The sequence below is a fragment of the Fuerstiella sp. genome (assembly GCA_022447225.1).
In the GTDB taxonomy this organism is placed as follows: Bacteria; Planctomycetota; Planctomycetia; order Planctomycetales; family Planctomycetaceae; genus S139-18.
Window position 1 is genome coordinate 136,942 of the sequence record JAKVAZ010000001.1, and the last position, 26,341, is coordinate 163,282.

General features: G+C 53.0%; 20 protein-coding genes. 9 read left to right on the top strand and 11 right to left on the bottom strand.

Annotated elements, in window-relative coordinates:
- Positions 1-2: 2 nt before the first annotated feature.
- A complete protein-coding gene (locus MK110_00495) occupies positions 3-1,094 on the bottom strand; it encodes an aminotransferase class V-fold PLP-dependent enzyme (protein ID MCH2209751.1) in 1,092 nt (363 codons plus the stop codon).
- On the bottom strand, positions 1,091-1,465 hold the full coding sequence (locus MK110_00500; GenBank protein MCH2209752.1) for a Rieske (2Fe-2S) protein: 375 nt from the start codon (positions 1,463-1,465) through the stop codon (positions 1,091-1,093). Before MK110_00500 ends, MK110_00495 begins: the two co-directional genes overlap by 4 nt.
- A 269-nt stretch (positions 1,466-1,734) precedes the next feature.
- On the opposite strand from MK110_00500, the gene obgE reads away from it, so the two are divergent.
- Together obgE and ispH are read left to right on the top strand one after the other, a co-directional pair.
- Complete coding sequence (gene obgE / locus MK110_00505) at positions 1,735-2,826, top strand: GTPase ObgE (GenBank protein ID MCH2209753.1); 1,092 nt, start codon at positions 1,735-1,737, stop codon at positions 2,824-2,826.
- A gap of 57 nt (positions 2,827-2,883) precedes the next feature.
- Positions 2,884-3,855, top strand: a complete 972-nt coding sequence (ispH, locus tag MK110_00510; protein ID MCH2209754.1) for a 4-hydroxy-3-methylbut-2-enyl diphosphate reductase — start codon at positions 2,884-2,886, stop codon at positions 3,853-3,855.
- On the opposite strand, the gene MK110_00515 is transcribed toward ispH, so the two are convergent.
- A complete protein-coding gene (locus MK110_00515) occupies positions 3,826-4,665 on the bottom strand; it encodes an amidohydrolase family protein (protein MCH2209755.1) in 840 nt (279 codons plus the stop codon). The genes ispH and MK110_00515 overlap by 30 nt on opposite strands.
- A 177-nt stretch (positions 4,666-4,842) precedes the next feature.
- On the bottom strand, positions 4,843-7,242 hold the full coding sequence (locus MK110_00520) for a hypothetical protein (GenBank protein ID MCH2209756.1): 2,400 nt from the start codon (positions 7,240-7,242) through the stop codon (positions 4,843-4,845).
- Positions 7,243-7,710: 468 nt separating this feature from the next.
- Between MK110_00520 and MK110_00525 the strand changes: the two genes are divergently transcribed.
- The 3 genes from MK110_00525 to MK110_00535 all read left to right on the top strand — a co-directional run bounded on the left by MK110_00525 (position 7,711) and on the right by MK110_00535 (position 14,108).
- Positions 7,711-10,716 carry a PQQ-dependent sugar dehydrogenase gene (locus tag MK110_00525; GenBank protein MCH2209757.1) on the top strand — a complete coding sequence of 1,002 codons (3,006 nt, stop codon included), beginning with the start codon at positions 7,711-7,713 and terminating at the stop codon, positions 10,714-10,716.
- Between the two features lie 152 nt (positions 10,717-10,868).
- Positions 10,869-12,113 carry a PQQ-binding-like beta-propeller repeat protein gene (locus MK110_00530; GenBank protein ID MCH2209758.1) on the top strand — a complete coding sequence of 415 codons (1,245 nt, stop codon included), beginning with the start codon at positions 10,869-10,871 and terminating at the stop codon, positions 12,111-12,113.
- Positions 12,114-12,458: 345 nt separating this feature from the next.
- Positions 12,459-14,108 (top strand): pyridoxal-dependent decarboxylase, encoded by a 1,650-nt coding sequence (locus MK110_00535; protein MCH2209759.1) that lies wholly within the window; start codon positions 12,459-12,461, stop codon positions 14,106-14,108.
- A gap of 10 nt (positions 14,109-14,118) precedes the next feature.
- On the opposite strand, the gene MK110_00540 is transcribed toward MK110_00535, so the two are convergent.
- Positions 14,119-14,469: a cupin domain-containing protein gene (locus MK110_00540; GenBank protein MCH2209760.1), complete on the bottom strand. Its 351-nt coding sequence runs from the start codon at positions 14,467-14,469 to the stop codon at positions 14,119-14,121.
- Positions 14,470-14,761: 292 nt separating this feature from the next.
- On the opposite strand from MK110_00540, the gene MK110_00545 reads away from it, so the two are divergent.
- Entirely contained in the window at positions 14,762-16,009 is a 1,248-nt protein-coding gene (locus tag MK110_00545; GenBank protein MCH2209761.1) for a PQQ-like beta-propeller repeat protein, read from the top strand.
- A gap of 48 nt (positions 16,010-16,057) precedes the next feature.
- Here the strand turns inward: MK110_00545 and MK110_00550 are convergent, their stop codons facing one another.
- From MK110_00550 to MK110_00560, 3 genes are read right to left on the bottom strand one after another with little or no spacing between them, the layout of a single operon-like run.
- On the bottom strand, positions 16,058-16,633 hold the full coding sequence (locus tag MK110_00550) for a tRNA-(ms[2]io[6]A)-hydroxylase (GenBank protein ID MCH2209762.1): 576 nt from the start codon (positions 16,631-16,633) through the stop codon (positions 16,058-16,060).
- 48 nt (positions 16,634-16,681) lie between these two features.
- Positions 16,682-17,440 (bottom strand): hypothetical protein, encoded by a 759-nt coding sequence (locus MK110_00555; GenBank protein ID MCH2209763.1) that lies wholly within the window; start codon positions 17,438-17,440, stop codon positions 16,682-16,684.
- A gap of 1 nt (position 17,441) precedes the next feature.
- Complete coding sequence (locus MK110_00560) at positions 17,442-19,706, bottom strand: protein kinase (protein ID MCH2209764.1); 2,265 nt, start codon at positions 19,704-19,706, stop codon at positions 17,442-17,444.
- Between the two features lie 471 nt (positions 19,707-20,177).
- On the opposite strand from MK110_00560, the gene MK110_00565 reads away from it, so the two are divergent.
- The 3 genes from MK110_00565 (at position 20,178) to MK110_00575 (ending at position 23,919) form a co-directional block, all read left to right on the top strand.
- Positions 20,178-21,629, top strand: coding sequence for a tetratricopeptide repeat protein (locus tag MK110_00565; protein ID MCH2209765.1), 1,452 nt, complete (start codon positions 20,178-20,180; stop codon positions 21,627-21,629).
- A 77-nt stretch (positions 21,630-21,706) separates the two neighbouring features.
- A complete protein-coding gene (locus tag MK110_00570) occupies positions 21,707-22,765 on the top strand; it encodes an alpha/beta fold hydrolase (GenBank protein ID MCH2209766.1) in 1,059 nt (352 codons plus the stop codon).
- The gene (locus MK110_00575) at positions 22,762-23,919 is read left to right on the top strand and encodes a glycosyltransferase family 4 protein (protein ID MCH2209767.1); all 1,158 of its coding nucleotides are present in this window, start codon (positions 22,762-22,764) and stop codon (positions 23,917-23,919) included. The genes MK110_00570 and MK110_00575 overlap by 4 nt, the downstream gene beginning before the upstream one ends.
- 103 nt (positions 23,920-24,022) lie before the next feature.
- Here the strand turns inward: MK110_00575 and MK110_00580 are convergent, their stop codons facing one another.
- From MK110_00580 to MK110_00590, 3 genes are all read right to left on the bottom strand, one after another.
- Complete coding sequence (locus tag MK110_00580; GenBank protein MCH2209768.1) at positions 24,023-24,445, bottom strand: hypothetical protein; 423 nt, start codon at positions 24,443-24,445, stop codon at positions 24,023-24,025.
- Positions 24,446-24,555: 110 nt separating this feature from the next.
- The gene (locus tag MK110_00585) at positions 24,556-25,617 is read right to left on the bottom strand and encodes a tRNA-dihydrouridine synthase (protein ID MCH2209769.1); all 1,062 of its coding nucleotides are present in this window, start codon (positions 25,615-25,617) and stop codon (positions 24,556-24,558) included.
- A gap of 13 nt (positions 25,618-25,630) precedes the next feature.
- The gene (locus tag MK110_00590; GenBank protein ID MCH2209770.1) at positions 25,631-26,305 is read right to left on the bottom strand and encodes a Maf family protein; all 675 of its coding nucleotides are present in this window, start codon (positions 26,303-26,305) and stop codon (positions 25,631-25,633) included.
- Positions 26,306-26,341 lie beyond the last annotated feature (36 nt).

The following is a 26,341-nucleotide window of genomic DNA, read 5'->3' on the forward strand; positions in this document are numbered from 1 at the left end:
TTTCAGATACGACAAAGCAGTTTAGCAGCACGATCGATTTCATCCGCCGCTGCCAGCAGAAACGGATGATGCAGTGTCAGCAGCTGACTGTGCAGTGCGGCAGCGTTTTGAAGTTCACCAATGGCTCGAAAACGACTTTTTGCATGTGTGAGATGAAGAGCCGGAAATGCGGGGTCAAGGGGGAGTCCGCACAACCGGACACGTTCAGCAACGGAATCACGGTCTGTGGAAGCTGCACAGTCTGTCAGCAGGGCGACTTTGTAGTATGCTGATTCATCATCCAGCGACTTGTCCCAGACGATTCTGACTGAAGAACGGGTGTTCAGAAGAATTCGTAATTGTTTTACAGACTGTCGACGAATCAGGTTGTTTTCATCCAGTTTTTTAATCTGTGGTAACAGCACGGCGGCCTGCATTTCAGATAATGGATAAGCATCATTTCCTCGTTCAGTGTACAGCCTGATGCGCTGAGCCAGTTGTGGATCGTTGGTTAATACGGCACCCCCGCGTCCGGCGGTAAGCAGTTTACTTCCCCCAAAACTGAGTATTCCTGCGTGTCCGACTGTTCCGGACCGACGTCCGTTAATGCAGCCACCCGGTACCTGGCAGGCATCTTCAATAAGAACGAGCTGATGTTCAGCAGCAAATTCGGCTACCTGTTCAACAGGTGCCATGCAGCCGTGAAGATGAGAGCAAATAATTGCTTTGGTTGAGGACGATAAAGCTGTTTCCAGCAGATCCGGATTGAGCACAGGTCGCCCGGGCAGAGTATCGATCAGTACAGGCCTGGCACCGACAGTCAGTACATTCGAAAAATTTGCTTTGTAATCGTAAGCCGCCAGAATGACTTCATCGCCTGACTTTATATTTGAACCGCGAAGGGCCAGTTCGACTGCTGACGTGCCACTGCTGCACAGGTGAACGTGTTTCACAGAAAAATACCGGGCAAGTGTGTCACAAAGTGCCTTACAGTGCGGACCGTGGTATCGTCCCCAACTCCCGTCCGTCAGCATTTGTTCCACTGCGATCCGTACGTCATTGTCAGGTGTCGGCCAGGGCCAGGGACCAAAGGACTCATCAGTGAGTGTGTTCATGATGATTCAGGCGATGGAACAGAAGCAGCGTTGTCTGTGTTACCGGTATCATCCGGCGGCGGGACATTCACCTGAATGTCACCGTCTTCAACCCGGACATCGTAAGTCGACGTACGGATTTCACTTTTCATGTTATCCAGCCAGACGCCGTCACTCAGGCGAAACCGCCAGGCGTGCCACGGACACATGACAGCGCCGTCATCAACGTGGCCATCGGAAAGCGAAGCACCCATATGAGGGCAAAAATCGTTGATTGCAAAGTACTGATTGTTTTCATTGAACACACCAATCATTGTACCGTGCACAGGAAAACATCGTCCCTGACCTGGTGGGATGTCACCAACTTTAGCCACTGTTTGAAAATCACTCATTGTCCTGGCCGCATCTTAAACTCGAAGAGCACACGCAATCTGTTTTTGGAAATCTTCGACGGCACGTCGCTGTTGTCAAATCATCAGACGCCGGAAGCTGCAGTCCAATACTGCAGCAGAAAATATCAGGATCCAGGTCTGTCAGACAGTTACCAGACCGGTGTGAGTTATGGTTATCACGTAATCATGTGAACTGTCAAAGAATCCGGTGGAATACGCGTTACAATATTACACGTATCATTGACCGGATGAATTCCTGAAAGAACCAAATGTTTGTTGATCGAGTCCTTCTGTACTGTCAGGCCGGCGATGGCGGGAATGGCTGCAGCAGTTTCCGACGCGAAAAGTTTGTACCGCGCGGTGGTCCGGATGGTGGTGACGGAGGAAATGGCGGCAATGTCGTGATTCAGGCGGATCGTAACCTGGGATCATTGACCAACCTCTCCGGACGCCGACACTGGAATGCCGAACGGGGCGGACACGGTAAGGGAGCACTGCGAACAGGTCATACGGGCGAAGACACAGTCATTCCGGTTCCGCCAGGCACCTTGGTGACAGACGCAGACGAAGGTCATTTATTGAAAGATCTACAGCATCACGAAGACCGGGTTGTGATTGCCAAAGGTGGCCAGGGAGGTAGAGGTAACAAACGCTTCGCGACATCCACGCATCAGGCACCAAGAGAATGCGAACCGGGAACAATAGGTGAATTTCGTAAAGTCAAACTGGAACTCAAGCTGATTGCCGACGTCGGACTGATTGGAAAACCAAATGCCGGAAAGTCTACTTTGCTCAGTCGTGTGTCTCATGCTTCCCCGGATATTGCTGCTTATCCTTTTACAACAACTTATCCCAATCTGGGGATGGTGCGGTTAGGATACGACCACGAATATGTTCTGGCAGACATACCAGGTCTGATCGAAGGTGCACACGCCGGAGCGGGTCTGGGACATGAGTTTCTCAGGCACGTGGAAAGGACCCGGGTTTTTGTTCATCTGGTGGAGCCGGATCCGCTGGACCATTCAGATCCGCTGGACAACTACAAACAGATTCGTCAGGAACTGGAAAAATATAATCCGCACCTGGCGAAACGCCCCGAAATCGTGTGTGTGACGAAGGCAGAGCTGCCTGATGCAGAAACGTGTGCGGAATTGCTGCGTGAAACATCCGGTGCTGACGTACATGTGATATCCGCTGTCACCGGTTATGGAATCGACGCATTACATCAGTTGATCTTTCAGCGGTTAAGCGACGTTGACGGTGACAGATCACCGATCTCTGCTGAATACCAGTCGTCACCGGATACACAGGCAGAATCGGTGACCGAAAAATTCAGTGACGAATGCGGACAAAGTGATTGAAGTCACCAGCTGCATAATCCAGTTCGGCTGCCGGATTACGGGAACGAAAAGAAAACCATGAAAATTCTTCTGGCAAATCCACGCGGATTCTGTGCCGGTGTCAACATGGCGATTGAGTGTCTGGATGATGCGATTCGTCGCGTTGGACCGAACATTTACGTTTATCACGAAATCGTCCATAACAGGTATGTTGTCGATCGTTTTACTCAGCAGGGTGTCACATTTGTGGACACAATCGAGGAAGTGCCGGAAGGGTCAATCCTGCTGTTCAGTGCTCACGGTGTCTCACCCGAGATTCGAAACAGGGCAAAACAGCGCAGGCTGCAGACCGTAGATGCCACTTGTCCGCTGGTCACCAAGGTCCATTTGGAAGCGATTCGTTACGCTCGGAACAATTTCCACATCATACTCATTGGTCACCAAGGTCACGACGAAGTCATCGGCACCATGGGTGAAGCTCCGCAAAGTATCACGCTGGTGGAAACAGCCGAAGAAGTTGATGCTTTGACGTTTGAAGAAAACGACAAACTGGCCTACCTGACACAGACCACACTCAGTGTGGTGGAGGCCCAAGCCGTTATCAGTACACTCAAACGACGCTATCCCGGGATTCAGTCACCACCGAAAGAAGATATCTGTTATGCCACCACAAACCGCCAGGATGCAGTAGAAGCCCTGGTGAAACAGGCAGACGTCCTGATTGTGCTGGGTAGTCAAAACAGTTCCAACAGTCGCCGGCTAATGGAGATTGGGGCTCAGCGCGGAGTCAGCTCCCGACTGGTGGACGGAGCGGAAGATCTGCGTGCCGCGTGGTTTGAAAATGCAGAAACGGTTGTCGTTACGGCTGGTGCGAGTGCCCCTGACATCGTAGTGCAGGAATGTATTGCGTACCTGACAGAACATTTTGACGCGACACTTTCCGAAGAAACACTGCGTGAAGAGAACGTACATTTCAACCTGCCGCGAGATCTGCAGCAGTTGACAGCGCTGCCGGAACCGTCAGATGCCGATGCCGTAAAAAATCTGTGATGTTGTCCCGAAGATCTGCTTCTGTTCACTGTTCGTGATAGGACCAAGCACATCAACAAGTGACTGGTGAACCTGCTCGTAATTTGCTGCAAGTTCCAAAACGGGCCAGTCACTGCCAAACATACATCGTTTCGGTCCGAATGCCTCTAATGCTGTCTCGACGTAAGGTTTGAGATCAGAAGGTTTCCATTTGTCCCAGTCGGCTTCGGTCACGAGTCCGCTGAGTTTGCAGAACACATTTGGAAACTGTGCAGCAGCTTTGATTTCGGAAGCCCAGTTATCAATCAGGCCGTCCCTGACCATTGGTTTTGAGAGATGGTCAATGACCAGTGGAAGATTGGGCAGTTCCCGTCCCAGTCTGACAACGTGTCTGAGATGGCGGGCGCGGGTGAGAACGTCATACGGCACCCGATGTTTTTCCAGTACCCTTAATCCGTGCAAAAACTCCGGACGTACAATGAAGTCATCATCCGATTCATCCTGCACAATATGTCGAATACCGACAAATTTAGGATGGTCTGTCAGCTCCAGCAGTTTGTCTTCGCAGGATTCATCCCGCAGGTTGATCCAGCCGACAACACCGGCAATGAAATCATTTTCTTCGGCAAGCCGCAGGGCCCATTTCGTTTCTTCAGGATTGTGCTGCGTCTGCACCACGATGGTTCGATCGATACCTAGACAGTCCAGATGCGGTTTAAGATCCGACGGCAGATAATCGCGGCAAATCCGATGATGTTGAGGTTCATGCAGCCAGCCGTAGTCGAAAGGTTGATTCAGCTGCCAAAAATGCTGATGTGAGTCAATGATCATGGGAAAACGTGGTGATCTTTAAACAAACACGTGAATTGAGAGCGACAATCGCCTGAATTGACAGACCGTAGAAAGTTTTACGATTCAGGCGGAAACGCACAGTCGTGGAAAATAATGAGTCATATCACGGGTTAAATAACATTCGGTCTATAAAACCATCCTCCATAACCGTCCGAACTACTGGTTCTTCAGCAACCAGATTTCCGAGACCTGTACGCCTCGTTGTGCCTCGCCACAGCTCCACGTCAGTCTGAGGTTGCCGTCGGCTGTAGCTTCGCGCGGAATTTCAAATTCCTGGATTCGCTTTGGTTTTGTATCGATCAGTCCATGAATCCTGTGACTGCCGTCGGCAACCAGGCAGATTTTTTCGCCCTTGGTCCCGTAGACCACACGGACGCGATAATCTGCTTCCGGATCGAGATCGTCGTAATTGAAGGTGAGTTCAGTTTCATAGATTGCATAGGCCTGGCGCTTCCATGCCAGCGGAAATGCACGATCGGACTCGGCGTGAATGCGATAATCGTAAGCAATCCGCGAACTTCTGAGTGTGCCGGGATCTTCTTCCCACGGCACGGTGTTAACGATTCGTCGGGTGCTTCCTGCAGCACCCAGATCATCGTGAAATCCCCCGGGTCCAGGATCCTGTCTGTTGAGAATGTTTTCAATTGCTGCCAGCTGTTCGGACTCGTCGATCAGCAGATGAATTCGTTCAAATTCAGTAAGCAACCACTGAGCATTGTTGAGCGGTTCGTCAAGACCGTCGAGGAATGCACCCCGGACACGATTCTGTGCTCCATGAGCTTTAACCGTCAGCTGCGAACCGATTTTCTCATGTAACGTGTTTCCCAGGTCCAGAATTCGATCGTGATAATCGGTGGCTACCCGTTCAGATGCTCGTGCCAGAATCCTGGCAGCGTCGGCAATCGCCTTGTGTGCTCCGATAGTACGTGCGGTACGCAATACGTCGCGTGCACGCATCTCAAGTTCGGTCTCGTAGATAAGACGTCGTTTTGTATACGCATCGTAATAGGCGCGAAGAAGTCCCATATCGAAACGATATTGTGTACGGCCGAACCCGGTTACTTCGTTTTCCAGGCGGTGCCATTGTCCGAGAGTGATTTCAATCTGCGGATTGACTGCGAGCGGCCCTTCCCAGTTGCGCTCCAGTGCCATGTATCCGTGCGCGAGCGAATCTGCATGCTGCGGGGAAATAAACAGACGAGCATAGTCCCGCAGTGTTTCGATGACATTTTCGTCAGGGTTCCAGTCCTGGCCACTCCAGACAAACTTGTTCACGTCATCGTTAATTCCTTCCGAGTAGGAGATTGTTCCCGCAGCATACTCATCGAATGCATTGTGAATTGCCTTCATGGCAAGCGGTCGCGGGTTGTAACACTCGCGGTGCAGGGTCAGGGCAAACGCCAGGTCCCAGTTTTTGACGGGGTATTGAGCCGAAACACTGTGCGTAATATCCGGATACCGTCGCAGCGGAACGGACGGATCAATCCGGTCGCGCAGTTCTGCGATCGGTGTCTTGACCCAGGGCGCAAAAACGACTCCACCCAGCCAGTCCGGCTTTCGGTTGATGTATTCGTAGAACACCTCAAGCCAGTCATTTGTGGGACGAAACGCCTGGGGAGCCACCCAGATTTTGGCATGAGGATGGTGTTTCCTCAGCACAGGCGCCATCAAATCCATAAACGGAAAAAATTGATCGGGATGCAGATCTCCCGGGTCACCGGCGGGGACCAGCAGATGATCGACCCGTGAAAGTCGGCTCAGGACCTCATCGCGTTCGTTGAGTTCGTATGCGATCCCTTTTTCGCTGGTGTAGTCTTTGCCGACGTTGGGATACCAGACCCACACGTCCAGACCGTAGGTGTCACAGCTTGCCGCCACTTTTGTCATCATCTCCATTGCCGGCACTTTCATGTGACGGCTGGTGCGATCATCGTCAGATACCGGAGGGATCAGTTCGATACTGTTCGTCCCGAAGAGTGCCAGTTCACGTATGTACTGATCAAACCGGGCGTGTGACCAGGCGTCGTAGGAATTCGTTTTCGGTCGGTAGCCGAGCTGATGTCCGCGTAGAGAATATTTGGGTGCAGTCGCCATTGAGATCAGCGGAATCTGAAGTGCGCCCGCCGCCCATTCACTCCTGCGCAAAAACATTCCCACTCCGTACAACACCCCGCGCGCATCTGCGCCTGCGATCAGCACCACCGTCTGTTGATCGGTGTTAACGCTGAAATGGAATCCCTCTGCAGCGGGAACGGGGCTCTGACGAATTCGATCAGCATAGTTTGGTGCAAACTGACGGACGTGAGATTCGAGTCCAATGGCGATCACAGCTTGAGGTGCAGTCGGCCAGTTTGCAGTGGCTGCAGGAACAAGTCCTGTTCGCTTTTCAATCTCTTCCTGCAGCACGGTAACCGCCATTCGCACACCAGGGTCTGCATCTGCTCTGGTGACAATGACGGCCCTTGACAGATCAAGCGGCTGGACAGCAGCAAGAGGACCGCTCAGACATATGATGGAGACGAAAAATATGATGCACTGTGCAGGAGTCTGAGACACGAGGGAGTCTCCGCCCAAAAGCATGAACATAGAAAAGTTAACAGCAAGGAGTGTCTTCTTTGCGGACAGACGAATCCATGCACTTTGCGGAATTTCCGGTTTCCGCAGCAGGCCCTGACCCCAAAAATTCTGAACCGTTCTGCATGTGACCCGCAGCAGCGGTTTCGAACCATAAATTTCTGCCCGTCGGTAAACACTGTATGCCTGTCGGGCCTGTGTGAAAATTTAGAATTGACAGCGGGATCTGTGCCGGACGGCCTCTGTCTGTTTGTTTGAAACGACGTGAAAAAATCCGTTAATTTGTAACTCGTGTGAGATCAAAAGCTCCCGTGCCCTGGAAACCGGTTTAGAGTGACAATTCGAGACACAGCCTGTCAGTGTAATGTCTGCTGCCGTTTTGTATTTCAAAGTTACGATCGGGGTGTGATACTTCACTGCACTCTGTCACATGTAAATGAGAACCGCCTGATGAAACTGAACCGGCTGTTAACTTTGACCTGTGTGTTCGCTGCTGTGAACGCTCAAGTGCAGTGCACCGCAGATGAACCGGGACAACCGTACGGAATTGACATTCGAACTCCGTGGACAACATCCCGAATTCGCGGGACACCCCGACCGCCGTTGCCATACGTGACCGAGCGGGTCTTTCCGCAGCTTTCATTTGAGAATCCGGTTGACCTGATTGCCGTGCCCGGCACGAATCGAATGTTGGTCGTCGAAATTGCCGGCAGGCTGCTCACATTTCCCAATCGACAGGATGCAACGAGTTGTACGCTGGCCGTTGACATACGGGAAATTCCGGACGCCGCCGCTGTCGGCGAGGAACTGCAGTTGTATGGATTTGCATTTCACCCCGAGTTCAAAAGAAATCGACAGTGTTTTATTTGTTACAGACTGAAGTCGGGAGATCCGGAAGGTACTCGGGTGTCACGTTTTCGGGTGAGTTCCGTGGAACCGTTTCTCATTGATTCTGCGACCGAAGAAATTCTGATTACCTGGCGGGGCGGGGGACATAACGGTGGCTCGCTCCAGTTTGGACCTCAGGACGGTCTGCTTTACATTTCCACCGGAGATGGTTCACCTGGGTTTCCGCCTGATATTCACAAATCCGGACAGGATGTCAGTGATCTCCTTGCGTCCGTGTTAAGAATCGATGTCGATCATCCGGCCAACGGATTGCCTTATTCTGTGCCTGAGGACAACCCCTTTGTCAGCCGGGACGGCGCGCGCGGTGAAGTGTGGACCTACGGACATCGCAATCCGTGGCGCATGAGTTTTGATCCGGTCACCGGCGATTTGTGGATCGGTGACGTCGGATGGGAAATGTGGGAAATGATCTACCGGGCTGAGCCAGGTGCGAATTTTGGCTGGAGTCTGCTGGAGCACACACAGCCCGTTCATCCGGACGATCCACGCGGTCCAACGCCCGTTACGCCGCCGGCTGCTGCGCACTCACACACAGAGTCACGTTCAATAACGGGTGGACATGTCTACCGTGGCAGTCGGTTGAGCAAACTTGCCGGCAACTACGTGTATGGTGATTACGTCACCGGAAAAATCTGGAGCCTGAACGTCGAATCTTTGGCGACGGCGCCCCGCGAACTGGCAGACACCACACTGCAGATCGTTTGCTTTGGGGTCGACCATCAGCAGCGACTCTATATTGTTGACTATCATGGCACCATCCATCGTCTGGTCGCTAACACAGTAACCGGGGATGAGGATCTGTTTCCGGGAAGTCTGAGTGAAACCGGATTATTCACCTCAACGTCCGAACATCAGCTTGCCGCAGGAGTCATTCCCTACAACATCAATGCTGAACCCTGGGCCGACGGAACCACTGCGCAGCGATTCATTGCGCTTCCTGGAGAATCCCGTCTTGGTGTTCATGATGAAAACAACTCTCAAAAGGGAAATATCCAGGGTGAGTGGAGTTATCCCGACGGTGCTGTCCTTGGCAAAACCGTGCTCCTTCAAATCGATTCTGCCAGGCAGCGACGGCTGGAAACACAAATACTGCATCGCAACGGAGACCAGTGGGAAGCTTACAGTTATCTCTGGAATGACGAACAGAGCGATGGATATCTTACAGCAGGACCTGGTTTCGACCGGTCGTTTGACGTTTGTGATTCTGATGTTGATGGTGAAACCAGACAGCAAACCTGGCACTTTGCCAGTCGCACCGAGTGTATTCTTTGTCATACCACCCGGGGCGGATCCATCTACGGATTTCGTCCGGCACAGCTCAATCGGGATTTCGATTATGGGTCGGTTACAGATAATCAGCTGCGAACTTTGGCGCATATTGGACTGTTCAGTAAACCGCTTCATGCGAATCACCTGGTTGACCGGCTGCCTGTGGATCATCTGTCCTGCACAACAAATCCGTTTGATTCCGAAGCATCACTGACGGATCGGGCAAGGTCGTATCTGCACCTCAACTGTGGGACCTGCCATCGCCGAGGCGGTGGTGGAACGGCCTCAATTCAGCTGGTGGAGACAGTTTCACTGTACGACACAGGTCTTTTCGCGAGACCCACACAGGGCACATTCGGAATTGTCGATCCGTGGATTGTTGCTGCCGGTGACCCGAATCGTTCTGTTTTGTATTATCGAATGTCAAAACTGGGACGCGGTCGAATGCCGCACTTTGGGTCACAAACAGTGGATGTTGACGGGATTGAATTAATTCGGGACTGGATACGTCAGCTTGATGATTCTGAAGGCCTTTCTGCAGATGCAGCACAACTGCAAATGATTACGGAATCAGCACTCGATGTGCTGACAACTCCGATTACCTCTGAAAACGACACCCGGCAGACGATCGTGGATCGTCTTTTGTCGTCTACAACCGGAGCACTTCTTTTGGCAACAGCCGTCCGCGCGGATGACGAAAATCAGCTCCATTCGGAGTCACGTCGCATTGCGATTACCCGCGGCGGTATGCATCCGGACGCAACAATTCGAGATCTGTTCGAACCATTCCTGCCGGAACAATCACGGATCAAACGACTTGGCGCCACGATTAACCCGGAAACAATTCTGTCACTCAGTGCGAACATCGAGCGTGGTCGAAAACTGTTTTTGCAGTCGCAGACAACACAATGCCGTCACTGTCATCGTGTTTTTGGTCAGGGCAAATCAATCGGACCCGATCTAACGGGCATTGGTACACGACAGAGTCGCCGTGAAATACTGATCAACATTCTTGACCCTTCCCGCAAAATCGATCCGAAATATCAAACATGGCTGGTGCAGACCGAATCCGGTCAGATTTATTCCGGTTTGCTGATCGAGAACACGGAAACATCCGTCGTTATTCGTGACTTAGCGGGTAAGGATATGTCTGTATCCAGAGACGACATCGAGTTGCTTACTGCTCAGAAGAAATCTCTGATGCCCGAACTGTTGCTGCGCGATACAACCGCTCAGGACGCAGCTGATCTGCTCGGATTCCTGGTATCGCTGAAATAGTGTGCAGAAATGGATGTTGTGATCTGCTGCCGATCCGCGATCCGCGATCTGTGACGCTGGTACTTTCCCTGGGCTTCACTCCGGAAATAAGATAAATTTGGCTGGAACACCAACCTTTGCATCTTCCTCCCTCCCGATCAAAAGAGATCCCAATGAACACAAAGCTGTCAGGACTCCCTGTTTTACTGTTCGCGTTGATGGTCACGGCTGACTCCAGAGCCGTCGAATGGCGACAGTTTCGTGGTCCCGGCGGTCAGGGTGTAACGAGCGAAAAAAATCTCCCGCTGAAGTGGAGTGACACTGAAAACATTGCCTGGAAAAGGGAACTTCCCGGCTACGGAGCATCCAGCCCAATTTCACTCGGTGGCCGTCTGTATCTCACCTGCTACAGCGGGTACGGTACTGATGAGAGCAATGCGGACAGGATGGAGGACCTGACGCTGCATGTGGTCTGCATCAGCAAAAGCGGGGAGATCATCTGGGACGAACATGTTGAACCAAAACTGCCGGAATCGAAAACTGTGCGCGACCATGGTTACGCAGGACCCACGCCCGCAACGGACGGTCAGCATCTCTATGTATTTTTCGGCAAGTCCGGTGTGCTTAAGTTCAGTCTGGATGGTCGTCAACTTTGGCGGGCTGATGTAGGTGATGAGACGCATGGCTGGGGTTGTGGTACGTCACCGGTCCTGCATGATGATCTTGTGATCGTCAATGCCAGTGTCGAAAGCGGTTCACTGGTGGCAATCAACAAAGATGACGGCAGCGAAGCCTGGCGCGTCGGAGGAATGGTCGCATCATGGAACACGCCGCATTTGGTAGATGTCGGCAACCGGCAGGAACTGGTGGTCAGCGTAAAAAACAAAATACTTGCTTTCGACCCGGTAACGGGTGATGAATTGTGGCAGTGTGCCGGAATCGAAGACTACGTGTGTCCAAGCATCGTATCTCATGAAGGTGTCGTGTACGTCATCGGTGGTCGCCAGTCGAAAGCGATTGCCATTCGTGCCGGCGGTCAGGGCGATGTGACAGCGTCACACGAGCTCTGGAGAACAAACGCCGGTGCAAATGTGTGCTCGCCTGTGGTCCATGACGGCCATCTTTACTGGGTCAGCGATCGTAACAAGGTTGCCTACTGTGTGCGGCTGACAGATGGGGAAGTCGTCTACGAGAAGCGATTCCCGGATCAGCCGTATGCATCTGCAATTGTGGGTGACGGCAAACTGTACATCGTGACTCGAAACGGCGGGACATACGTGCTGGCAGCAAAGCCAAAATTCGAGCAGCTTGCACACAACGAACTTGCTGACCGCAGTACATTCAACGCCAGTCCGATCGTTACCAATGGAATGTTATTCCTGCGCAGCGACAGGTTCCTGTATTGCATTGCCAGATAGTGACCCGATGTTCTCTGCAAAGTCTGACTCTTTCGGGCTGCGCGACGTTTACACAGTCAGTTAAAGACGGAAACCGAAGACCGGGGTCTGATCGCACTGAAATCAAGACTGAAATGTCTATACCGTTTGTCAGTGCATCAGAAAACCGATGATCTTTTTCGAAACAGAGACTTGCGCCCGTATCAATGTTCGTTTGTACCAGCGAGGCAGCTGGTACAGCACGTTCTGTGCGGAAACGATCACTGCGGACCGTTTCCCTGTGTATGTTGCATTATGGAAATCGGGTCGTAAGCATTTTGCCCTTATCCGGACATTCGATCGGTCCATTTTCACAGAAACGTCTCGATGTCGAAACCAGCTTATCGGCAGCAACTGAAAAGGATTCGAGAAGCGTTTCCATCTCCCAGGTCTGATCGTCTTCATGATGCCTACTTCGTATTCTCAATTATGCGAGCTCTGGACCAGGTTGACGAAATGAAGTCGGAAGTTCCGCTGCTGGGGACGACCGTCCGGCTCGATTATGCTGCAGCTGAAGCAGAACGAATTGCTGAACTGCCGTCCACGGTCGAAAGCGTCAGCAGAGAAATGGTCAGAACGCTGGAAGGTATGCCGATCTGGGGACACCCTCGTACTCAGATCAATGTCGTACCGCCGCCGACGATTCCAGGAATCGTCGGATCGTTGCTGGCATCCATCTACAATCCAAATCTGGTATCCGACGATACCTCTCACGCCGTCGAAGTTGCGGAGTGCCGTGCCGCTGCCATGTCGGCCGCACTGATTGGCTACGATCCTTCGATATCCACCGGTGTTTTTACTTTCGGCGGTACCGGAACAACTTTATATGGTGTGCGTATCGGTATCGAAAAAGCAATACCCGATGCTCTGCACGACGGTGTTGGTGCCAAGGGTGTGATTATTACGTCCGGCCAGAGCCACTATGCCAGACTGAATGTTGCCGGCTGGCTGGGACTGGGTGAAAAGAATGTTATCAACGTACCGACGAATCTGACGAATGATGTCAGGGTGGACATCTTTGAGACAGAATGCCGAAAAGCGATTGAAGCAGAACGCCGAATCACGGCCATCATTGCCACCATGGGCACAACGGACGCGTTTGGAATAGATGACCTGGCAGCGATTGTTGATGTTCGAGATCGTCTGGTCGAAGAATACGACCTTGATTACTGCCCGCACATTCATGCGGATGCAGTGATCGGATGGGCCTGGTCTGTCTTTAACTTCTACGATTTTGAAGCCAATCCGCTGGGTTTCCGTCCCGGAACTGTTCGCGCACTAGCCGATGCAGGGCGCAGGATTTCGAAACTACATCTTGCGGATTCTGTTGGAATCGATTTCCACAAAACGGGTTTCGCCCCCTACGTTTCCAGTTTATTTTTGGTGCGGAACCGCAGCGACATGGAGTTGCTCGTCCGTGGTCGCGACAAAATGCCTTATCTGTTTCAAACCGGTGAACGGCACCCCGGAGTATTCACGCTGGAGACATCACGTTCCGGAGCCGGTCCGCTGACCGCTTTGGCAAATCTGCTGCTACTGGGGCGACAGGGACTGCAGGTGATTCTCGGCCACCTCGTTGAAATGGCTGAGCTGCTGCGTGAACATTTAGAAAGTCACGGCTACACCACGGTGCTCAACAGGGACAACGTGGGTCCGGTGACTTTATTCCGAATTTATCCTGACGATGTTGACATCTGGACAATCAAAGATCGTGAGAGAACAGACCTGTCTGCCCGAGACGAACTGCTGGCCCACAATGAGTACAATCGCCGGATTTTTTACTATCTGCACGAACAGGCAATGGCAGGCAAAGGTGTCAGAATTTCCATGACAGACTGCTACCGTCACACGGACTACGGCGAACCGATCGTGGCACTCAAGTCGTATATGCTTTCGCCGTTTATTGACGAAGACGATGTCGAATGTCTTGTGACAACGGTGCTGCAGGCCCGCAAAAAACTTGAGACCGACAGTTAACCTGCCTGCGTTACGTTGGAATGTAACGATTCATCAGTTCAGCATAATCTTCGCGAACGGGACTGAACACATCCAGAACCAGTACGGGACCGTCGACCACGACCGCTTTGTGAGGTACGTTGGGTGGTATGATAAACATTGCTCCCGGTTCCACGACCCGGGCCTCATCGCCAATCGTCAGTTCCAGCCGGCCCTCCAGCAACATACCGCCCTGTTCGTGCGGATGATTGTGTAGCGGAATGACAGCACCATCATCCATTTCCAGATACGACAACATCAGGTTCTCGCCATACGGCGTCCGCAGGCGACAACCAGGGCAGACTTCGTGAGTGGGCATGGATTTGATATCGATAAACGGCATGAGACTCTGCTTTCAGAATCATTGTGGCGCGGGCAGCAGATCCGGATTTCAACACACGACCCGGCCGGCACGAAGCTGCTGTTGAAGTTTCATAAGTCTATTCTAAGTTAACATGCACAGATTGACAGAGTCCGACGGAGCGCCGAAACACGGCCGGCCGGGTCTGTCCGAAATCGACGACGAACACGAAGACCAATACGACATAAAAATATCGAACGACCACACTGTCGTTGCAGCGGTTCTCGTGAGATGATGAGAATTCTGACCCGGGAACATGAAAGGAACCAGATCCATGCTTCGTCCTGTCACTCTTCCGTTGTTCATTGTCTGTTTTGTTTGCGGCAGCCTGCCGCTTTCGGCGGCTGATATGTTCTGGACAGGAATGCTGGGACCGAACCGTGACGGATGGGTAAGTTACTTTCAGCCTCCCGAACAATGGCCGAAAGAACTCCGGACACAGTGGCGTGTGGAAGTGGGAACCGGGTACGGGTCACCACTGGTCGTCGGTGACCGTGTGTTTCAGCACGGTCGACAGGGACAGGACGAAGTTGTCAGGTGCCTGGACCTCCACAGCGGCAGTGTGATCTGGCAGAAAAGTCACGTGGTTCCGTTTGAGATCGGCGGTGGTGCGGAAAAACACGGGAAGGGACCGAAATCATCTCCCGTTTTTGTAAATGGTCGCCTGTTCACGATGAGCATCACCGGGCAGCTTTCAGCCAGGGACGGTACGACCGGAAACCTGTTGTGGCGCCGAGACTACGACGCGCGATTCGGCAAGAGCTGCCCGTACTGGGGTGCGGCCACGTCACCGATCGCAGACCGCGAGCACATTTTCGTTCATTTTGGAACGGATGAGCAGGGAGCACTGGTCGCTCTGAGTCAGGAAACCGGTGAAGAGTCCTGGACGCAGGGCAGTGATGGAGCGTCCTATTCTTCTCCCCTGGTGGTGGACCTCGACGGCGTTCGCCAGATTGTCGAATGGAATCACCAGTCCCTTGTGGGAGTCGATTGCCGCACCGGTCATCTGCTTTGGGAATATGAGTTTCCGCATGAAGGAAGTAATCAGAACATGCCCACGCCCGTTGTTTATGGCGGTCATATTCTGCTCGGAGCAGAAAACCGCGGACTGCACAGCCTGGAACCTCAGCAGAAAAACGGTCAGTGGACAGTCGAAAACAGATGGTCGCAGAACAAAATAGCGCTGGATATGAGCACAGCGGTGATCAATGGAGATCTGTTGTACGGGTTTTCTCACTATGGAAAGGGAAGACTGTTCTGTGTCAATGCGGGGACGGGTGAAATCCTTTGGCAGGGACCGGGCAGGTCCGGTGAGAATGCCACCTTTTTATCGCTGCCGGGACATGTTGCAGCTTTGACGGACAATGGAAAGCTGCAGATCATTACTGCGGACGGCGGGAAATCGGCAATCGCGGCGTCGTGGTCCGTTGCCGACGATCGAACGTGGGCTCCACCGGTTATGCTGCCGAACGGAATTCTTGTGAAGGATCACGATACACTTACGCGCTGGTCGTTCGACTGACAGAACCAGCGTCGTATTTTTTCCGTCCGGTGCAGCGCAGAGGCACTGCTAACTGTGCATCCGTGGCAGGTCACTGCCATCTGCAATAATGACGGCCTCCTGGCCGGCCAGTTCATCAAGCCGCTGGCGAATCTCTTCCGTATGGCCGTAGGATTGAGCAAGTTGCACATAAGTTGCGTGGTGTCGAGCCTCGGATTCACACAGGTCGCGATAGAAACGACTTAATTCGCGGTCATCAATATGATCTCGCAACAGCATGAATCGTTCACAGCTGCGGGCCTCGATCAGTCCGGCAATCAGCAGTCGGTCGATGGCTTTCTGAGGTTCCTGGCGGCGAACGAGTGCTTTGAGACGGCGTCCGTAGGGTCCAGGTCTGAGTTTCCGAAATTTGATTGAACGCGCGTTGAGAATTGCCAGCACAAGATGAAAGTGTTCCAGTTCCTCATTGATGATTGCTGTCATCTGACGGCAAAGTTCCTGATTCTCCACATAGTTAAACATCAGATCCATCGCTGCTGCTGCTGCTTTTTGCTCGCAGTGAGCGTGATCGATCAGGATCTCGTTCAGGTGGTTATCCACCTGAACCAGCCAGTGCTCGGAAGATGTCGATTGAAGATGCAGCATCGCAGATACAGTACCGGTTCACCGGGTACAGCAGTCAGTGTATGAACTTTACACGTCTTTCTTTCCGGTGGAACTTCGCGGAATGTTGACGACATCCTTTTGATCATCTGTCCAGGCGTCGAGCTGTACAATTTTCTGCCAGATCTTGCGACTGAGTCCCGTTGTCAGAGTTTCAATGTCGTTGACGGCCGCGACCACCACGGTATCCGGAAGACTTTGAGCATACAGTGCTGCCAGTTTACCGACGATCGACAGCATTTCGGAGCAATAATCAAGATACCTCGTCAGCTGAAACGCAGTCATTGTGCGTTTCGGCGAGGACTCAGTGGTCCGACCGGCAGCACCGATGACGCGTGAGGCGTCCTTTGTCAGCTGGTGCATATCGATGACGTGTGCGATCGCCCGTAACTCATGCAGCACCCGCTGCGCACGTGTCCGCTTGATTCTTGCCTCAATACCCACAAGAAAAAAAATCGCAGCACCTGCCAGCAGAAATTCATTGGTTACTGATTCGACCAGTCCTGCCAGTACGGATGGTGTCAGCTGTTCACCCTGTAAATCACCTAAAACGGTTGTGGCCGTAAAAGCAATCGCCGTACACAGCACAATCAAAAACAAAACGACTGTGATGCGAGTCGGATAATGGGGACGCGAAATCCAGATCACCCGCTCACGGGTTTCTCCGGCAGCTGCCAGCAGTTCATCAGCGACCCCTCCCAGGCCGGAACCCGGAAATCGCTCGTGAATTCGCCTGCTCAGCTGTTTGAGTGTTTCAATTGCGCAATCAGCATCCAACTGGCGGTACATGTTACTTTGTGTCGCTTCCTGTGATTTCAGGGCCAGGCAGCAAATCCGGCAACGACGTTACGTCGACTCCTGGCAGCCGCTGCCCGCGTTTGGGACCATCGTAGTCAGTCAGTCTCGCTGTACGGAACGACGTGTCACTCGCGGGGGATGAATCAAATTCGGGCTGCGCCATCAAAAGTGACTCTTGCAGTATCTGTGAATCGGAAAGGGCCACAGTTTGTTTCAAAGAGCGATCGAACCATACGACTGGACGGGTGGCTGGCAACACGATCACCGGATTGGCACCTCCCGGCATTCGGAAAGCCACTGAAATATCCTGCGGTGACCACTGTGTGGCTGTGGAAGCCAGCCTGATCAGCGCCTGAGTGGGTGTCAGGACGGACTCACCGCAGGTGATGTCAACCTGCAGCGGAGACTGGTCTTCGCCGCATTTAATATCCGCAAAGCTGCTGCCACCCAGCTGAGTGACCTTTGTCATGTTAAGCCGGGCGTGCTGATGACCGACGGAGTTACAGCGCCACGCTGTTTCAGCAGCACGGAACAGAACATTACGAAACGCAAAATTTCCAGGGGCACCTACCGTGCGGATTCCGTAGCGACCTGAAAGAAAAACCGTGTTCGTCACCCGGACAATGCTGGAACCGTGATTAAGTGGCGTCCAGCGAAGTCCGGTGCTCTGGTTCCCGCTATCGCTGTTCACAATTGTTCGACTGAGTTCCAGGACCTGACAATGGAGATCCAGAAGTGGTTGAACAGCTTCGATCGGATCGTGTTCAAACTGAACCTGCAGACCTGTCAAATGCAGTTGATCAGCCGAAATCTTCCATGAAGAGTGTTGAGGTACCTCCACAATTGCAGGATTATCCTCCGAACAGCGAATTCGAATCGTGCCGGGTTGTTGCAGTGTTCGCGCTGCATATCTCTGACCCCCGATTAGCTCGATCACTCCACCGGCTGTTGGCTCTGGAAGTGTCGTGTTCTTTGACCGCGGGCTCTGAACCTGCTGATCCTTTTTCGTGTTTTCAGTCAACACCCTGTCTGGTATGTGGGCAACGGGAGTCCGACGCAGATTGAGTGGCAGCGGGACCAGGCTGCTGCTTAATCCAGCCATTACGCAGCCGGTTACCGCTGCAACTGCCCAGCCTCGTTTGATCATCCGTCGTCGATTGAGGGTTGGTTTCGGAGCCGTCAGCAGACGACTGCGGTCGGGCATTCGCCGCAGTAAATTATGCGTCGCCGAATTCTCCGTGTGTGGCAGCACATTCCACTGATTGAGTGCGGCTTCGATCGTTTGAGGACGCAGTTCGGGCCGACGACGTGTGAACAGCTGCAGTTGACAGGCAAGTTCATCAGGACAGTCCGGGACCCAGCGGCGAACATCTTCCACGTCACGTTCACGGCACTGCATCAGAAATACGACGGGATCCGCTGAGATAAACGTTGGCCGTGCGGTCAACAGTTGCCAGAGTACCGTCCCCAGAGAATACAAATCGCTCACGGCATCGCCCTGTCGGCCGCTGTCAACCAGTTCGGGAGCACTGTGCCGAATATCACGTAGTCGAAGATCAGCTCGAAAACCAACCGACGGCTTTAACCACCTTGCCGTGAACGGGTCCACCAACACGGGTTGACCGTCCGGCTGAAGTCGCACATTACGCAGTGAAATATCACCATGATTGAGTTCTTTCAGTTGCATCCGGTGAAGTCCGTCCAGCAACGTGCGGCCGATCTCCACTACAACCTGCCATGGTAACCGCCCACCACGAATCAATAATTCATCCAGCTGCCATCCGGGCACAAACGGACTAACCACCCAGCCGCAATCAGTGTTTTCTTCAGAAAGAAACTCTCGCGGTAAACAGATCGACTCCGGAATAAACGAACGTGCTTCGATTGCGGCCTTCACTTCAGCCCGAGCCCGAGCCAGCAGGTGCTCCGCTGCCGGTCGATCGGCAGCTGCCAGACGGCTCAGCACAACCAGCCGGCTCCGGTCTAAGGTCTCCGCCAGCCATGTTCTTTGTCCAATTGGCTCTCTGAGTCGATACGCTCCCTGTTGTATGAGATGTTGATCTTCGGACTGTAACACTGCGGCCTGCCACGGTGTCAGCAATCGATGGGCGACCAGGACATCCAGCCAGCACGAATCAAACCCTGGCAGACCGCCGGTCAAACGCCGAACTTCCGGTTCGCACGAAATGAGCTGCTCAGCGGTGCAGATCTGCAACTCCGTCACTGACTTTCTGAGGTTTTCCGACGGCGAAAGCATCCGTGCTCACCTTATTTCATAGCGGAAAATAAGCGATTCCGCATCGTTTCGTTATCATCCTGGATATCGCCGGTTCAGGCAATATCCGCCGGGTTGATCCCTGGTTTGTGCCAACAAACAAATGCCGCTTCCCGCCTGTTGTGTGTTGGGGGGCTGAAACGGCCTGTGTCCGATATCAGTGATGTGCCTCAATCATTTCAGTCCGATTCAACGTCCATTGATGTCTGGTGACCTTCGGTTTCCGCCCTGCTCCGTTCAAATTTGCCGGTAGCGGTCCTCAACCGTACAATTTAGGGTCCCGTATAAACAATTGAGACGCTGAGATTGGGGCCGGGAACCGGAATTTGTTCCTGCCGACGATGCCGGATTACCTATTTCCGATGAAGACCGGACTTGTTATTGACAACGTATACAATCTGTCCTGCCGTTCTTATGAAGTCTGTCGTAATATTATGATGCATGGAGACAAAGATGAGTGAACCGCATCCCATGCAAAAAGCTGCCCAGGAGTGGTACAGAAAGGGCACTGAGGCACTGCAAAAACAAAACTTTGATTTTGCAGTAGAGTCCTTTGGCCGGGCTGTCAGCATGAAGCCGGACAACGTGCTGTATCGCCAGACGCGGCACGGCAGTCTGGAAAGAATGTACGAAGGAAATGGCAGCGGCGCACGGATGTCTTCAGTCAGACTCGTCAGCATCCGTGGACGGGTTAAGAAAAGCCGAATGAAAAAGGACTGGAAGGCGGTTGATCAGGCTGCTGAAGAAGGTTTATTTCTTAATCCATGGGATGCTCAACTGTTTGCCGATATTGGTGAAGCAGCCGTTCAGCGGGAATTTCAGGAAGTCGCTGAATATGCCTGGAAAAGGGCGGTCAAATTCGATCGTACAAATATTGCCTACAACGATGCACTGGGCAAGGTGCTCATGGAAGGCAATAAATTTTTGGAAGCTCGTGAGTGTTTTAAAAGGATTTGCGACGCTGATCCGACAAACGGAGCGGCACGATCGATGATGACCCAGTGCGACGCTCAGGCTGTCATGTATCGTGGCGGCTACGGGGACGCGGAGAGTACTCGTGATGTTGCCGCTCAGCCGGAAACCACAGTCAACGCCTATGACGAGGACCGTAAGGCGCGCAAAGCACAGCAGGCGAACGCCGATGCTCCGGGAGAATCCAGTGAAGCAGACATGCGACATGCCATTCGAAAAGATCCCTCGAACCTTAACAACTATCTGCGTCTGGCCGAGTACTTTCGTGAACAGCGGCAGTTAACAAAATCCCTGGAACTCTACGACCAGGTGCTGGAAAAGTCACCTGGTAAAACAGAGGTACTGGAATTCAGGGAGGACGTTGAACTTGAAATCCTGAACGACAAACTGGCGGATGCCAGAAGCCTGTCGCGAATGCATCCTGATAAAACCCGTTTGAAAGAAAAAGCAGCGACCCTCAGCGCGAGTCTGATCGATCGTGAAATAGAGATTCTGGTACCTCGCATCGAACGACATCCTCAGGACATGAAAATGAAGTTCGATCTGGCCGATTTATTTCGCAGGACAAAACAATTTGTTAAGGCGATTCCTTTGTACCAGCAGGCAAGTGCCGACATTCGCCTTAAGGAAGATTCGCTGGTGTGGCTCGGAGAGTGTTTTGTTCGCAGCGGACAGGTTGCTCTCGGGATTCGACAATTTGATAAGGCACTTGAGTCACTCAATGCTGCTGACAAACCCGACCCGTTCAAGCTGGCGCACTACTGGCAGGGTCGTATCGCTGAAAAAACGGATCGCCATACTGATGCCGATCAACACTACACAGAAATTCTGAGTGTTGATTACGGGTATCGGGATGTTCAGACACGCCTTCAGAAGCTGCAGGGTGGTGGCAAAGAACTGACGTTCGATGACAATGACGGGGCAGACAACTGAGTTCACCGGATGTTTTGCCTGGTCAATACCTCGCGGTCAAGTCCCGGATGACCGGACTGCGGGGGCTGGATACAGACGTGAATGAGTTTCATCGATCTTTCGCCGCCATCGACCGGACATTCCGGAAGAATCTGTCATCGCCTGTCCTGCTGTCGGCTGTTTCCTCAGAAGTCACGCCGTTTGTTCCTGCTTTCGGACTGTGCGGAGGTCACCGACAAACCCTTTTGAGTGCATTTGTGACGGCATCGTCTGTTTTTCAAGGAACCCGACAGCACAGGGTTGCTGTTTCAGATGGTGACTTTGTTGTGCTGCATGATGATCGGCCGGATGACTGGGTGTGCGGCCATCATGCGGTACTGTTGCTGCATGGATTGTCAGGATGCCACGGCAGTGGATACATGATGAGAATTGCATCCCGGCTGAATCGTCAGGGTGTCAGGTCCTTTCGGATGGATCATCGTGGTTGTGGTGCCGGGGAGGGTCTGGCCCGACACCCTTATCACGCCGGGCGGATCAACGACCTGCATTGTGCGGTTACCACCATCGAAAACCTGTGTCCCGGTTCTTCAATTTCGATTGTGGGTTTTTCACTGAGCGGCAATTTGCTGCTGCGGTACCTGGGTGACCGGAGTTTCGATCACTCCCGGAATCTTTTTCGAGCAGTCGCCGTCTCCCCCCCGATCGACCTGAAGCATTGCGTCAAACAGCTTGGTAATTCCGGGATCGGGCGGTCTTACGATTCATACTTTACCCGGCGATTGATCCGCCAGGTTTCCCGAGGGCGGCAATGGCGGGACAATCTTCCGCTGGCACAGGTGAAGCGACCGCCACGACGGCTGTACGACTTTGATAATTTGTTCACTGCACCGGCGTCCGGATTCGAGTCGGCTGACGATTACTATAACTTCGCTTCTGCCGGACCCTACCTGGACCGGATTAACTGCCCGACAACAATTCTGGCTGCAGAAGATGACCCTCTTGTCTCATCTGAACCCTTCAACCATCAGACATTGTCGCCTTCGGTGACCCTGTGTCTTACAAAACACGGTGGTCATCTCGGTTATCTTGGCCGCCGATGCGATGATCCCGACCGTCACTGGATGGACTGGCGAGTCATCGAATGGTTGCTCACATGAGCCCGCATGTTGCCATCCTGTTCGAATACCCCACGCTCAGCGGGGGGGAACATTCCATGTTGACTGTGCTGCGGGAACTGCAGGGATCAGCCGGCATTCGGTTCACTGCTCTTGCCCCGTCAGAAGGACCGCTGGCGCAGCGTCTCAAAAGTCTCAATATTGCGATCAGTCCGTTTCACCTACGTTCTTCCGCAGGGATTCGGCGTGAAGCGCAGGATCTGTCAGCAGAACTAAGCTGTATCACCGGCGAACTCAGGCCGGATCTCCTGCATGCAAACAGTTTGTCGATGAGCCGATTATTAGGCCGCCTGCGTCATCTGCTGCCACAGATTCACTGCACAGGCCACATTCGCGACATCATGAAACTCAGCGCAGCAGCAGTCCGGGATCTGAACAGACTGGACGGAATTGCCTGCGTTTCACGGGCGACATATGACTTTTACTGTTCTCTCGGACTGCAGACGGATCGTGCACAGGTCATCTATAATGGTGTGGACGACACACGATTTCGGAAACGCTCACTGGAAAATGCTCGCAGTCAACTGCTGCCGGGACTTCAGCCGTCGGATCGGGTTCTGCTCAACGTCGGTCAGATTTGTCTGCGAAAAGGCCAACGGGATCTGGCTCAGGCCGTCACAAAGTGTCTGCAGACAAGTGCAGACATCCACCTGGTTCTGGTTGGCCGGCGGTACTCGGAAAAAGCAGAAAGTTTGGCGTATGAACAGGCAATTGCCGACGTGTTTGCATCCAGTGGGCGTCCACAGCATCTGCATCGTGCGGGGTATTGTGCGAATGTGGAACAATGGATGAATGCAGCCGATCTACTGGTCCATTCTGCCAGGCAGGAACCGCTGGGGCGTGTCCTGCTGGAGGCCGCTGCCAGTGAACTTCCGATTGTGGCAACCGATGTTGGTGGCACCCCCGAGATTCTGCAGAATCAGTATTCAGGTCGGTTGGTACCGGCTGGAGACATCGACGCGCTTAAACGGTCCATTCTGCACGCACTGGATAATCCATTACAGGGACAGTCTTTTGCGGCCGTTGCACGGAATCGCGTTAAAGAAGTCTTCAGAATAAAGGGAGCGTGTACGGCCCTGTTTGAATTTTGGCAGAAAGCTCTGCACAGGCAGCAATTTCCCGGGGGAAAGGATTGAACGTTTGTGTGCGTGACTGTTCCGCGCTGTACAACCGCCTTTCTGATTTGCGTTTCCGGTGTTAAAACCGTGAATTCTGCCATCAGCAAATTCCCCGGATACATCATTCCTGATGGAATTCGTTCCAACGTCGCCATGCGTAGCTCCATTCCATCCACATTCGCATGACGGACCAAAGTAGTCGCATTTGTTCCAGCTGGTCCGGTTCGAATCGTGATTGCGATGCCGTCGATTCGCGAGCCGCCATGTCCAGCCCCCAGCGACGGGCCAGCGACCGGCAGATGCCGTCGGCTGACAGGTCTGCCGGGTCGTCTGCCTCATCAGAAACACCGGCTGCCCGGTCATCCCGCACCAGTTGAGCTCCATCTGCCGTCACAAACAACTCAAACAGCCGACTGCGATACGGTTCTATTTCCAGAGGTTGTGTTGTTTTGCGAGCCTCCATTAACAGAGTTTCCACTCCATTCAGAATGTCTCCGGCGACCGTCGGGTGAACAACATTGTCATGTCCGTCTGATGGTGTCATACGGTTTCTCACTTTTTTCCGGTAATGTACGAGTGAAGATTGTCTTGCGGTTTTGTCTTTCAGGGCAGCGTTAAAACACAAATATGGAAACGGGAGCCGCTTCCCTATAACTACCAGTGCGACACCGGACCATTAGGAACCTTAATCAGTGCCGTTGGTACTTGACATTGGCGTTCACCATGATGTCTGCGCACGAGACGCACAATTTCATCGAAGTCTTCATAGCTTTCAAAACGACGCAGCCGGTCTTCCAGATATTCCGGAATTCCCAGCACAACCCCATACCATGCCGCAAATTTGCGAAACAGTACGCAGCTGTATTCTGCATGTTGTTCGGCCATGAGTCGAAAATGATCTTCCAGAAATGATACCTGTTCATCCGGGGAGGGATCGGCAGGAGGCAGTCCCTGCTCAAACTGCTGCAGTCGCCGAAAGATCCACGGATCCAGCATGGCTCCCCGACCGATTGCGATGCCTGCACACCCGGTATCTGCAAACATTGACTGAGCATCTTCCACCGAACGAACATCACCATTTGCAATAATGGGCATCCTGCAAACTGCCCGGACGGTTTCCCGGATTCCTGTGCGATTGACACCACCATGAAATCCCTGCTGACGCGTTCGTCCATGCACGGTGACGGCCGATGTTCCGATCTTCTCAAGTGCTTCGGCCAGTTGCGGCGCCACGGGGTGATCCTCGTCCCACCCGAGTCGCATTTTCACAGTGACCGGAATGTCGACAGCATCGATCACACGTGCCACCATCTCAACGGCTGCCTGGGTATCACACATCAGGCGGGCACCACCGCCAGCCCCATTGATGCGAGCCATGGGACATCCCATGTTGATATCAACTCCGCCGTAGTCTCGATCCTGCAGCCACTTTGCAGCTTTAACCAGATCGTCGACACGCCCACTGAACAGCTGTACGGAGAGTGGTCTGTCTTCTTCGGTCGTCGCAATCAGCTCCAGCGACTTCCGCGTTTGTGACAGCAGCATTTGGGCCTGCACCAGATCTGTGGTGGCCAGGCCCACACCACCGAGCCGACGCAACATGACTCGAAAAGCCAGATGCGTATATCCGGCCAATGGCGCAAGGAAGTACCTTGTCGACAGATGTCGTGTACCGATTTGAAGGCCGGCGACCGACTGCAGTGTGCCAGGTTGCATCGTTTGACGGCCTTTAGCTGTGACTGTCGCCGGATTTCCAACAGAAATTCGGGACCGGTACTCCCAGGGACTCAATCGCCCGAACAACTTCCATCATCGGGAGCCCGATGATATTACTGAGGCTGCCATCGATTGCCTCAACAAAAATGGCTGCCTGGCCCTGAACAGCATATCCACCAGCCTTGCCGATTGATTCCTGTGTTGCAATGTAATGGTCCACAACTGACGGAGTCAGTTCACAAAATGACACAGTGGTTCGGACAATTTCTTCGTGCGACCTGTTACCGAAAGTCACTCGAAATCCGGTCCAGACTTCGTGGGTGCTTTTAGAATACAACCGCAGCATCCAGTCTCGCACCTCTGACTGCCAGTTTTCCGGGCAGGGTTGTCCCAGAACCAGTGTACCGAAGCCAGGATCATTCACCACAACAATTGTGTCGGCGGTGATTACACAGTTCCCCTGCACCGGTAATTCATAGTTTGGATTAAGCTGTTGAATGACCTGGGTCATCTTTCGCCGTACGACTGCCAGCAGTCGCTGCTGAATTGCCTGAGGATCCGAAAGATCGTCAAACCCCTGTTCGTTACTGTCCTGCGGCGGACATACAACAAGATGATCAGCGCTGACGACGGATTCAAACAATTGACGGCGGCGGGGCGAACGGGAACCGAGTACGAATTGCACCATGGCTCACTCCCGGCAGATTTAGCTCACTCAGCCGCA

What these genes read in the sequence shown, in the direction of transcription:
- MK110_00565 (MCH2209765.1), top strand. Translation starts at nt 20,178, where the DNA reads ATGAGTGAACCGCATCCCATGCAAAAAGCTGCCCAGGAGTGGTACAGA.
- ispH (MCH2209754.1), top strand. Translation starts at nt 2,884, where the DNA reads ATGAAAATTCTTCTGGCAAATCCACGCGGATTCTGTGCCGGTGTCAAC.
- MK110_00535 (MCH2209759.1), top strand. Translation starts at nt 12,459, where the DNA reads ATGTCGAAACCAGCTTATCGGCAGCAACTGAAAAGGATTCGAGAAGCG.
- MK110_00560 (MCH2209764.1), bottom strand. Translation starts at nt 19,706, where the DNA reads ATGCTTTCGCCGTCGGAAAACCTCAGAAAGTCAGTGACGGAGTTGCAG.
- MK110_00590 (MCH2209770.1), bottom strand. Translation starts at nt 26,305, where the DNA reads ATGGTGCAATTCGTACTCGGTTCCCGTTCGCCCCGCCGCCGTCAATTG.
- MK110_00515 (MCH2209755.1), bottom strand. Translation starts at nt 4,665, where the DNA reads ATGATCATTGACTCACATCAGCATTTTTGGCAGCTGAATCAACCTTTC.
- MK110_00525 (MCH2209757.1), top strand. Translation starts at nt 7,711, where the DNA reads ATGAAACTGAACCGGCTGTTAACTTTGACCTGTGTGTTCGCTGCTGTG.
- MK110_00585 (MCH2209769.1), bottom strand. Translation starts at nt 25,617, where the DNA reads ATGCAACCTGGCACACTGCAGTCGGTCGCCGGCCTTCAAATCGGTACA.
- MK110_00555 (MCH2209763.1), bottom strand. Translation starts at nt 17,440, where the DNA reads ATGTACCGCCAGTTGGATGCTGATTGCGCAATTGAAACACTCAAACAG.
- MK110_00550 (MCH2209762.1), bottom strand. Translation starts at nt 16,633, where the DNA reads ATGCTGCATCTTCAATCGACATCTTCCGAGCACTGGCTGGTTCAGGTG.
- MK110_00500 (MCH2209752.1), bottom strand. Translation starts at nt 1,465, where the DNA reads ATGAGTGATTTTCAAACAGTGGCTAAAGTTGGTGACATCCCACCAGGT.
- MK110_00540 (MCH2209760.1), bottom strand. Translation starts at nt 14,469, where the DNA reads ATGCCGTTTATCGATATCAAATCCATGCCCACTCACGAAGTCTGCCCT.
- MK110_00530 (MCH2209758.1), top strand. Translation starts at nt 10,869, where the DNA reads ATGAACACAAAGCTGTCAGGACTCCCTGTTTTACTGTTCGCGTTGATG.
- obgE (MCH2209753.1), top strand. Translation starts at nt 1,735, where the DNA reads ATGTTTGTTGATCGAGTCCTTCTGTACTGTCAGGCCGGCGATGGCGGG.
- MK110_00545 (MCH2209761.1), top strand. Translation starts at nt 14,762, where the DNA reads ATGCTTCGTCCTGTCACTCTTCCGTTGTTCATTGTCTGTTTTGTTTGC.
- MK110_00495 (MCH2209751.1), bottom strand. Translation starts at nt 1,094, where the DNA reads ATGAACACACTCACTGATGAGTCCTTTGGTCCCTGGCCCTGGCCGACA.
- MK110_00580 (MCH2209768.1), bottom strand. Translation starts at nt 24,445, where the DNA reads ATGACACCATCAGACGGACATGACAATGTTGTTCACCCGACGGTCGCC.
- MK110_00575 (MCH2209767.1), top strand. Translation starts at nt 22,762, where the DNA reads ATGAGCCCGCATGTTGCCATCCTGTTCGAATACCCCACGCTCAGCGGG.